At 74.5% G+C, this 10,070-nt stretch carries 2 protein-coding genes; both read right to left on the reverse strand.

The genetic code is table 11. The features are described from left to right. On the reverse strand, window positions 1-6,365 hold a 6,365-nt coding region (locus ACFZCP_RS45565; RefSeq protein WP_391443088.1), incomplete at its 3' end, for a type I polyketide synthase. 105 nt (window positions 6,366-6,470) lie between these two features. After that, window positions 6,471-10,070 (reverse strand): acyltransferase domain-containing protein (locus ACFZCP_RS45570; RefSeq protein WP_391443091.1); only part of this gene is annotated, 3,600 nt, incomplete at its 5' end.

Genomic DNA, 10,070 nt, shown 5'->3' on the forward strand with positions numbered 1-10,070 from the left:
ACGGCCCGGTGCTCGAACGCCACTCGTGTGGTCGCCAGCGACCAGGCCACATCCGTCGGCTCCGACTCCGGCCGCGCAGCGACCCACGCACGCAGCCGGGCCGCCTGCGCCGTCAGACCGTCGGCCGAACGACCCGACACCAGCCACGCACCGGCACCCGCACCCGCACCCGACAGCACCGGAGCCACGCTCGCGCCGGCGGCCGGCCCGGCGGCGTCCTCGGGCTCGCCGGTTCCGGCGGCGGGCGCTTCCTCCAGGATGACGTGCGCGTTGGTGCCGCTCATGCCGAACGAGGAGACGCCCGCGCGTCGTATCCGCTCGTCCGCCGGCCAGGGCACCTGCTCGGTCAGCAGCCGTACCTCGCCCACCGACCAGTCCACGTGCGGCGACGGCTCCTGCGCGTGGAGCGTCTGCGGCAGTTCCTCGTGCTGCAGGGCCAGCACCATCTTGATGATGCCCGCCATGCCTGCCGCGGCCTGGGTGTGTCCGATGTTGGACTTCACCGAGCCGAGCCAGAGCGGACGGCCCTCGGGGCGTTCCTGGCCGTAGGTGGCCAGGAGGGCCTGGGCCTCGATCGGGTCACCGAGGGTGGTGCCCGTGCCGTGCGCCTCGACCACGTCCACGTCGGCGGCCGACAGCTGGGCGTTGGCCAGCGCGGCACGGATGACGCGCTGCTGGGAAGGGCCGTTGGGCGCGGTCAGGCCGTTGGACGCACCGTCCTGGTTGACCGCGCTGCCGCGCACGACCGCGAGCACCGTGTGGCCGTTGCGGCGGGCGTCGGACAGCCGCTCCACCACCAGCATGCCGACGCCCTCGGCCCAGCCCGTGCCGTCCGCGTCGGCCGAGAACGCCCGGCACCGGCCGTCCGCGGACAGTCCCTGCTGCCGGGAGAAGTCGATGAACGTGCTCGGCGTCGCCATCACGGTGACGCCACCGGCCAGGGCGAGCGAGCACTCGCCGGACCGCAGCGCCTGCGCGGCCAGATGGAGCGCGACGAGGGAGGAGGAGCAGGCCGTGTCGACCGTCACCGCCGGGCCCTCCAGACCCAGCGCATAGGACACGCGGCCGGAGAGCACGCTGGTGGCGTTGCCGGTCAGCATGTGGCCCTCGACGCCGGACGCGCCCTGGCCCGCCAGTAGCATGCCGATGCTGTATCCGGACGAGAAGCCGCCGGCGAAGACTCCGGTCGCGCTGCCGCGCAGCGTCGCCGGGTCGATGCCGGCCCGTTCCAGCGCCTCCCACGAGCTTTCCAGCAGCAGCCGCTGCTGCGGGTCCATGGCGAGGGCCTCACGCGGGCTGATCCCGAAGAACCCGGCGTCGAACTCGCCCACCCCGGAGAGGAATCCGCCCTCGTGCACGTAGGAGGTGCCGTCGGCCTCGCGGTCGGGGTCGAAGAGGCTGTCGGTGTCCCAGCCGCGGTCGTCGGGGAAGCCCGAGATCGCGTCCTCGCCGGTGGCCAGCAGCCTCCAGAACTCCTCCGGGCTGCCCGCGCCGCCGGGGAACCGGCAGCTCATGCCGACGATTGCGAGCGGCTCGTCCGAGGCTGCCGCGGCGACGACCACCGCGCCGGAGCCCGCGTCCTCGCCGGTCAGTTCCCCGCGCAGGAACTCGGCGAGCGCCACCGGGGTGGGGTAGTCGAACACCAGCGTCGCCGGCAGCCGCAGTCCCGTCACCGCGTTCAGGCGGTTGCGCAGTTCCACCGCGGTGAGCGAGTCGAAGCCGAGGTCCTTGAAGGCACGTCGGTCCTGCACCGCGTCCGGCGAGGCGTGTCCCAGGACCGCGGCGGCCTCGGCGCGCACCACGTCGGTCAGCAGCCGCTCCTGCTCGGCCCGGCCCAGCCCGGCCAGCCGCCGCGCCAGCGCGCCCTCGGCGTGCTCCACGAGTGCCGTGCCCGCGCCCGCGAGGGCCAGCCGGCGGATCTCCGGCAGGTCCCGTACCAGGGGCGTCTCCCGCAGGTCCGCCGCTCCCGGTGCGGATGCCAACTGCGCCCAGTCGACGTCCATCACGGTCACGACGGCGTCGGGACCGTCCAGCGCTTCGCCGAGGGCACGCGCGGCGAGGCGGGGGTCCATCGCCGGCATCGCGCCGCGCTCGACCCGCTTGCGCACCGCCTCGCTGGACTCGGCGAAGCCGCCGCCCGCCCATGTGCCCCAGGCCACGGACAGAGCGGTCAGCCCGCGGGCGTGCCGGTTGTCCGCCAGTGCGTCCAAGTATGCGTTGGCCGCGGCGTAGTTGCCCTGCCCCGCGGCTCCCAGCGTCGATGCGACCGAGGAGAACAGGACGAAGGCGTCCAGGTCCAGGTCCGCGGTCAGCTCGTCGAGATGGACCGCGCCCTGGGCCTTCACCTTCAGGACCGTCGCCAGGCGGGACACGGAGAGCCGGTCGACGACACCGTCGTCCAGGACCGCCGCCGTGTGCATCACCGAGGACAGCTCGGGGCCGCTCTCGCCGATCCGGGCGAGGAGCCCGGCGAGCGCCGGGCGGTCTCCGACGTCGCAGGTCACGATCTCGACCGTGGAGCCCGCCGCCGCAAGCTCGGCCGCGAGCGTCGCCGCGCCCCCGGCGCCGGGGCCGGAGCGGCTCGTCAGTACGAGGCGCTGGGCGCCGCGTCCGGCCAGCCAGCGCGCCACATGTCCGGCGATCGCGCCGGTTCCGCCGGTGATCAGCACGCTACCGCGCGGCGTCCAGCCCCCGGCGGAGGCACGGGACTGCGGCGCACGCGTCAGACGGCGGCCCAGGAGACCGGCCGCCCTGATCGCGACCTGGTCCTCACCGCACCCGGCCAGCACCGCGACCAGCCGTGCGCCCCCGCGCTCGTCGACCGTTTCGGGCAGGTCGACCAACCCGCCCCACCGGTCCGGGTGCTCCAGGCCCACCACCCGGCCCAGGCCCCACACCTGCGCCTGCACCGTGCTGCCCGGCGTCTCGCCGGGAGCGGCGACGACCGCCCCGCGGGTGGCCAGCCACAGCGGTGCGACGACTCCGGCATCGCCCAGTGCCTGGACGAGCCCCAGCGTCGCCGCCACGCCGCCGGCCACCACCGGGTGGCCGGGCAGCGGCGTCTCGTCCAGGGCCAGCAGCGACAGCACGCCCGCCACCCCGGCAGGCTCCGTCCCCGCACGCCGCAGGGCCTCATCGAGCAGTGCGGCCGCCTCGGTGCGGTCCGAGGTCCCGGCCGGGACCTCGACCACGACCGCGTCGGCGCCGCGGTCGGTCAGCGCGGCCGCGCACGCCTGTGCCAGGTCCGCGGTGTCGGGGCCGGCCGGCGTCGCCAGCAGCCACACCCCCGACAGCATGCGGGGGTCGGGATCGGCGACCGGGGCCCAGGTCACGCGGTAGCGCCAGCCCGCCGTCGCGGACCGGTCCCGCTCGCGCCGCCGCCACGACGCCAGCGCCGGCAGGATCTCGCTGAACGGCCGGCCGCCGTCCACGGCCAGTGCGTCGGTGATGTACGCCAGGTCGCCGCCCTCGACGGCGGCCCAGAACTGCGCCTCCGCGGCCGTGTTCGCGTCGTCCGCGCCGACGGCGGATCCGGCCGTGGGCAGCGCGAGGATGGTGTGCGGCCAGAACCGCTGGTGCCGGAAGGCGTACGTCGGGAGTTCCACCTGCTGCCCGGCCGGCAGGACCGTCGTCCAGTCCACGGCCGCACCGTGCACGAAGGCCCGCGCAAGGCCCGTCACCAGGCCCGTGGCTCCCTCGTCGTCCCGTCGTTGCAGCGGGACGAAGACACTCTCCTCGCCCTCGACGGCCGCGACGGCGTCCGGGCCCAGCGAGGACAGCGATCCGTCGGGACCGACCTCGATGAACACCGAGACGCCCTGCGCGGCGAGAGCGGCTACCGCATCGGCGAACCGCACCGCCCCACGCGTCTGCGCGGGCCAGTACCCGGGATCGCACTCCGTCAGCACCTCCCCGGTCAACGCACCCGCCCACAGCAACTGCGGCCGCTCGTACGCCAACTCGCCAGCCAGCGCGCCCAGTTCATCCAGGACCGGATCCATCGCCGCCGAGTGGAACGCGTGCGACACACGCAGCCGCCGCACCCGACGACCCCGCTCCCGCCAGTACTCCACCACCTGCTCGACCTCAGCCGTCTCACCCGAGACCACCACCGACTCGGGACCGTTGACCGCCGCGATCGACGCCCCGGGAACGTCCGCAAGACCGGCAAGCACATCAGCCTCGGGAGCGTTGACCGCCGCCATCGCCCCGCCACCCGGCAGCCCCTGCATCAGACGAGCCCGCGCCGCCACCAGCCGGCACGCGTCCTCCAGTGACAGCACCCCGGCCACGTACGCGGCCGCCACCTCGCCCACCGAATGACCGACCACCGCATCCGCGACCACGCCCGCCGCCCTCAGCACGGCCGCAAGACCGACCTCGAACGCGAACAGACCCCCCTGCGCATACAACGTCTGATCGGCCAGAGCCTCATCGACACCGTCGGCGCCCAGGACCACGTCCCGGACCGACACCCCCGACTCCGCCTCCAGCAACCCGCACACCCGGTCGAACACCTCGGCGAAGACCGGGCTGTTCTCGTGGAGTCCGCGGCCCATGCCGGTCCACTGCGAGCCCTGGCCCGCGAAGATCAGTCCCACGCGCGCGTCGGCATGCGTCACCCCGGACACCACCGAGGCCGCCGACGAGCCGGCCGCCAGGCTCTGCAGACCGGCGACCAGTTCCGCCCGCTCACCGCCCAGCACCACGGCCCGGTGCTCGAAGGCCGACCGTGTGGTCGCCAGGGACCACGCCACGTCGGCCGGCTCCCACTCGGGCCGTGCGGCGATCCATGCGTGCAGCCGGCCCGCCTGTGCCGCAAGCCCTTCGGCCGAGCGGCCCGACACCAGCCAGGCGCCGGGACCCGACACCACCGCAGCCGCGGCCCCGGCAGCGTCCGCGTCCACCGTCCCGGACGCGCCGTCCTGCGGTGCCGTGCTCCCCTGCGCCTCGTCGTCGGACTCGATGTCCTCGGCGGGGGCCTCCTCCAGGACGACGTGGGCGTTGGTGCCGCTGATCCCGAACGCGGACACACCGGCGCGGCGCGCGCGTTCCCCGGCCGGCCACGGCACCGGCCGGTTCAGCAGCTGCACTCCGCCCGCCGACCAGTCGACGTGCGAGGTCGGCTCCTCGGCGTGCAGGGTCTGCGGCAACTCGCCGTGCTGCAGGGCGAGCACCATCTTGATCACACCGGCCGCCCCCGCGGCGGCCTGCGTGTGGCCGATGTTCGACTTCACCGCGCCCAGCCACAACGGGTCCTGCTCGCCGCGTTCGCGGCCGTAGGTGGCGAGCAGGGCCTGGGCCTCGATCGGGTCGCCGAGGGTGGTGCCGGTGCCGTGCGCCTCGACCGCGTCGACGTCGGCGGCCGTCAGGCGGGCGTTGGCCAGGGCGGCGCGGATCACCCGCTGCTGGGAGGGGCCGTTGGGCGCGGAGAGGCCGTTGGACGCACCGTCCTGGTTGATCGCGCTGCCGCGCACCACCGCCAGCACCTTGTGGCCGCGGCGTCGCGCCTCGGAGAGCCGCTCCAGGACGAGCATGCCGGCGCCCTCGGCCCAGCCCGTGCCGTCGGCGTCCTCGGAGAAGGCGCGGCAGCGTCCGTCGGCCGACAGTCCGCGCTGCCGGGAGAACTCCACGAACATGCCCGGTGTCACCATGACGGTCACGCCGCCGGCCAGTGCCAGGGAGCACTCACCGGACCGCACCGCCTGGCAGGCCAGGTGCAGCGCCACCAGGGACGACGAGCACGCCGTGTCCACCGTCACGGCCGGGCCCTCCAGGCCCATCACGTAGGACACCCGGCCCGACAGCACGCTGGTCGCGTTGCCGGTCATCAGGTGGCCCTCGCCGCCGGACACTCCCTCACCCGTCGCCGCGACGCTGAGGCCGTACCCGGATGCGAAGCCGCCGGCGAACACGCCGGTCGCGCTGCCGCGCAGCGAACCGGGGTCGATCCCGGACCGCTCCAGCGCCTCCCAGGACACCTCCAGCAGCAGCCGCTGCTGCGGGTCCATCGCAAGCGCCTCACGCGGGCTGATCCCGAAGAACCCCGCGTCGAACTCCGCCGCTCCCTGCAGGAACGCCCCGGACCGGGTGTACGAGGTGCCCTCGCTCTCCCGGTCCGGGTCGTAGATGTCCAGGTCCCACCCGCGGTCGGTCGGGAACCCGCCCACCGCGTCGCCGCCCGAGGCCAGCAGCTCCCAGAAGCCCTCCGGCGTGGCCGCGCCGCCGGGGAAGCGGCACGCCATGCCGACGATCGCCACCGGCTCCGCCGCCCGCTCCTGCACCTTGCGCAGCCGTGCACGGGCGTCCTGGGCGTCGGCGATGGCCCGCTTGAGGTAACTACGAAGCTTGTCCTCGTCGGACATGGTCAGCTCCCAGGAATAGGTTCGGCAGTGTCGGAGGGAAGGCCGACCGCACGGAGCGGGCGGGACAACCCTGTTCGGGCGAAGCCCATCGGGCCCGGGCAGGGATCAGTCGAGTTCGTCGACGAGGGCGAACAGCTCGTCGTCGGTCGCGGCGTCGAGTTGTGCTTCACGCCGCTTCTTGCTCATCTCGGCGTCCTGGGCGCCCAGGGCGTCCAGGAGCCGGCGCAGCCGGTCGGTGGCCTCTTCCCTCGCGGGGTCGTCCAGCGACTCGGCCAGCAGGGCAGCCTCCAGTCGGTCGAGTTCGGTGAGAACCGGCGCCGAAACCACTTCGTCCTGGACGAGTTCCGTCCGCAGCCAGGTGGCGAGTGCCACCGGAGTCGGATAGTCGAAGATCAGCGTCGCAGGCAGCCGCAGTCCGGTCGCCCTGTTCAGACGGTTCCGCAACTCGACCGCGGTCAGCGAGTCGAAGCCCAGCTCCTTGAACGCCTGCCTGGCCTGGACCGCAGTCGCCGAGGCATGCCCCAGCACCACTGCCGCCTCGGCCCGCACCACATCGGTCAGCGCCCGGTCCTGCTCGGCCCGGTCCATACCGGCCAGGCGCCGATCCCACTCCCCTTCACCGCTCACCACATCAGCAGGTCCAGCCCCCACGGCGGCCAACCGGCGAACCTCTGGCAAGTCCCGCACCAACGGCCGTTGTTGCAGGTCCACCGCACCGGAGGCCGCCGCCAACCGCGCCCAATCTATATCCATGACCGTGACGACCGCATCCGACTGTTCGAGCACCTCGCCCAACGCTCGAACGGCCAGTTGCGGATCCATCGCCGGCATGGGAAGCCGCCGCATCCGCGACCGGATCGCCTCCTTGGACTCGGCGAGGCCGCCGCCGCCCCACAGGCCCCAGGCCACCGACACACCCGCGAGACCGCGGGCCCGCCGGTTCTCGGCCAGACCGTCGAGGTAGGCGTTCGCGGCGGCGTAGTTGCCCTGCCCGGCGGAGCCCAGCGTCGATGCCGCGGAGGAGAACAGGACGAACGCGTCCAGGTCCAGATCCGCGGTCAGCTCGTCCAGATGGGCGGCGCTCGCCGCCTTCGCCGCCAACACCGTCTCCAGGCGCGACGCGGACAGACGGTCCACCACACCGTCGTCCAGCACGCCCGCGGTGTGCATCACCGCGGACAGCACGGGACCGCTCCGCCCCGTCCAGGACACGACGCCGGCCAGCGCGGAGCGGTCACCGGCGTCGCAGGTGACGACGTCCACGCGGGCGCCGCGTGCGGCCAGGTCGGCAGCCTTCGCGGCCACTCCCTCGGCCCCGGGGCCGGACCTGCTGGCGAGCACCAGCCGGGGCACGTCCCGCTCGGCGAGCCACTGCCCCACGTGCCCGGCGATCGCGCCGGTCCCGCCGGTGATCAGCACGCTGCCGCGCGTGCTCCAGCGTTCCTCGGTACCGCGGGGCCGTGCGGCCCGGGCCAGACGCCGGCCCGAGATCCCGGTGGACCGGATCGCGGCCTGGTCCTCGCCGCAGCCGGCCAGGACCGCCACCAGCCGCGCCCCGGCCCGGTCGTCGACCGTCCCGGGCAGGTCGACCAGGCCGCCCCACCGGTCGGGGTGCTCCAGACCCACCGCCCGGCCGAGGCCCCACACCTGCGCCTGCACCGGACCGGCCGGCTCGTCGCCGGGTCCGGCGGCCACCGCATGGCAGGTGGCGATCCACAGGGGTGCGACGACTTCGGTGTCACCGAGCGCCTGGACCAGGCCCAGGGTCGCGGCCAGACCGCCGGCCACCACCGGGTGGTCGGGCAGCGGCGCCTCGTCCAGCGCCAGCAGCGACAGCACGCCCGCCACCCCGGCGGGCTCCGTACCGGCGTCGCACAGTGCCTGAACGACCAGTGCGGCGACGTCGGTCCGCTCGACGGTCCCCGCCGGGACCTCGACCACCACGACCTCCGCACCGCGCGCGCTCAGTGCCGCCGCGCAGCCCTGTGCCAGGGCGGTGGCGGCCGGTCCGGCCGGGGCCGCCACGAGCCAAGTCCCACGCAGCGTGCACGGGTCGGGCTCGGGGATCTGCACCCAGTTCTCCCGGTACCGCCAGCCGGCCGTCACCGAACGGTCCTGCTCACGGCGCCGCCACGACGCCAGCGCCGGCAGGAACTCACTCAGCGGACGGTCGCCGTCCACCGCCAGCGTGTCGGCGAGCCGCGTCAGGTCCCCGCCCTCGACGGCCGCCCAGAACCGCGCCTCGGCCTCCGTGCCCGCACCGTCACCACCCACCGCGGAACCGGCGGCGGTGAAGCCGAGGGCGCCCTTCGGCCAGTACCGCTCGTGCCGGAAGGCGTACGTCGGCAGCTCCACCCGCTCGCCGGCGGGCAGCACCGCGGTCCAGTCCACAGCCGCGCCGTTCACGAACGCCTCGGCCAGCGATGTGACCAGCCTCGTCGCGCCGCCGTCGTCCCGGCGCAGCGTGCCGCACACGGCGGCGGGCACCGCACCCGGACCGGCGTCCTGGGCAACCTCCTCCAGCGCCTCGGTCATCGCACCCAGCAGGACCGGGTGGGGCGTGACCTCGATGAACACCTGATGCCCCTGACCGGCCAGCACCCGCACGGCACGGTCGAAGTGGACCGGTGCCCGCAGGCTCCCGTACCAGTAACGGGCGTCCAGCTCGGGACCGGAGAGGACCTCCCCGGTCATGGCCGACACCATCGGCATACGGCCCTGGTGAGGAGCGATCCCGGCCAGGACGGACGTGATCTCCTCCTCCAGGCGCTCCACCTGGGCGCAGTGCGAGGCGTAGTCCACGGCGACCATGCGGGCGCGGATGCCGTCGGCCTCCAGCTCGGCCCGCAGTTCCTCCAGTGCCTGCGGCTCGCCGGACACCACGACCGCGGAGGGGCCGTTGACCGCCGCCGGCGACAGGCGGTCGCCCCAGCGTGCGAGGCGTTCCTCCAGGGCCGCTGCGGACAGGGTCACCGACATCATTCCGCCGGCACCGGCCAGGGCCTTCAGCGACTGGGAGCGCAGAGCAACGACACGGGCGCCGTCCTCCACGGACAGCATCCCCGCCACCGTCGCCGCCGCGATCTCACCCTGCGAATGACCGACGACCGCGTCCGGAGTGACACCGGCCGCCTCCCACACCGCCGCCAGCGACACCATCACCGCCCACAACGCCGGCTGCACCACATCCGCAGCCTCCAGCGCCGGAGCACCCTCCGCCCCGGCGAGAACATCGCTCAGGGACCACTCCACGTACGGGGCGAGCGCCTTCTCACACTCCGCCAGGCGCGCCGCGAACACCGGGCTCGCCTGTGCGAGTTCGCGGCCCATGCCCAGCCACTGCGAGCCCTGACCGGCGAACGCGAACACCACCCGCGCTCCGGACCGGGCCGTGCCGGACACCACCGAGCCCGAGAACACCCCCGCGGCCAGGCTCTCCAGGCCGCCCACCAGCTCACCGCGGTCACCACCGACCACGACCGCCCGGTGCTCGAACGCCGAGCGCGTCACCGCCAACGACCAGGCGACATCGGCCGGTTCCAGCTCCGCACGCGCCGTGACCCACTCCCGCAGCCGGCCCGCCTGCGCCGACAGCCCGTTCGCCGACCGACCCGACACCACCCACGCACCCGGACCCGACACCACCGCAGCCGTGCCCGGAGCACCCTCACCGGTGTCACCGAACGCGCCGGCCTCGACCGCCGG

It is taken from the genome of Streptomyces sp. NPDC007971, from assembly GCF_042958635.1.
GTDB lineage: Bacteria > Actinomycetota > Actinomycetes > Streptomycetales > Streptomycetaceae > Streptomyces.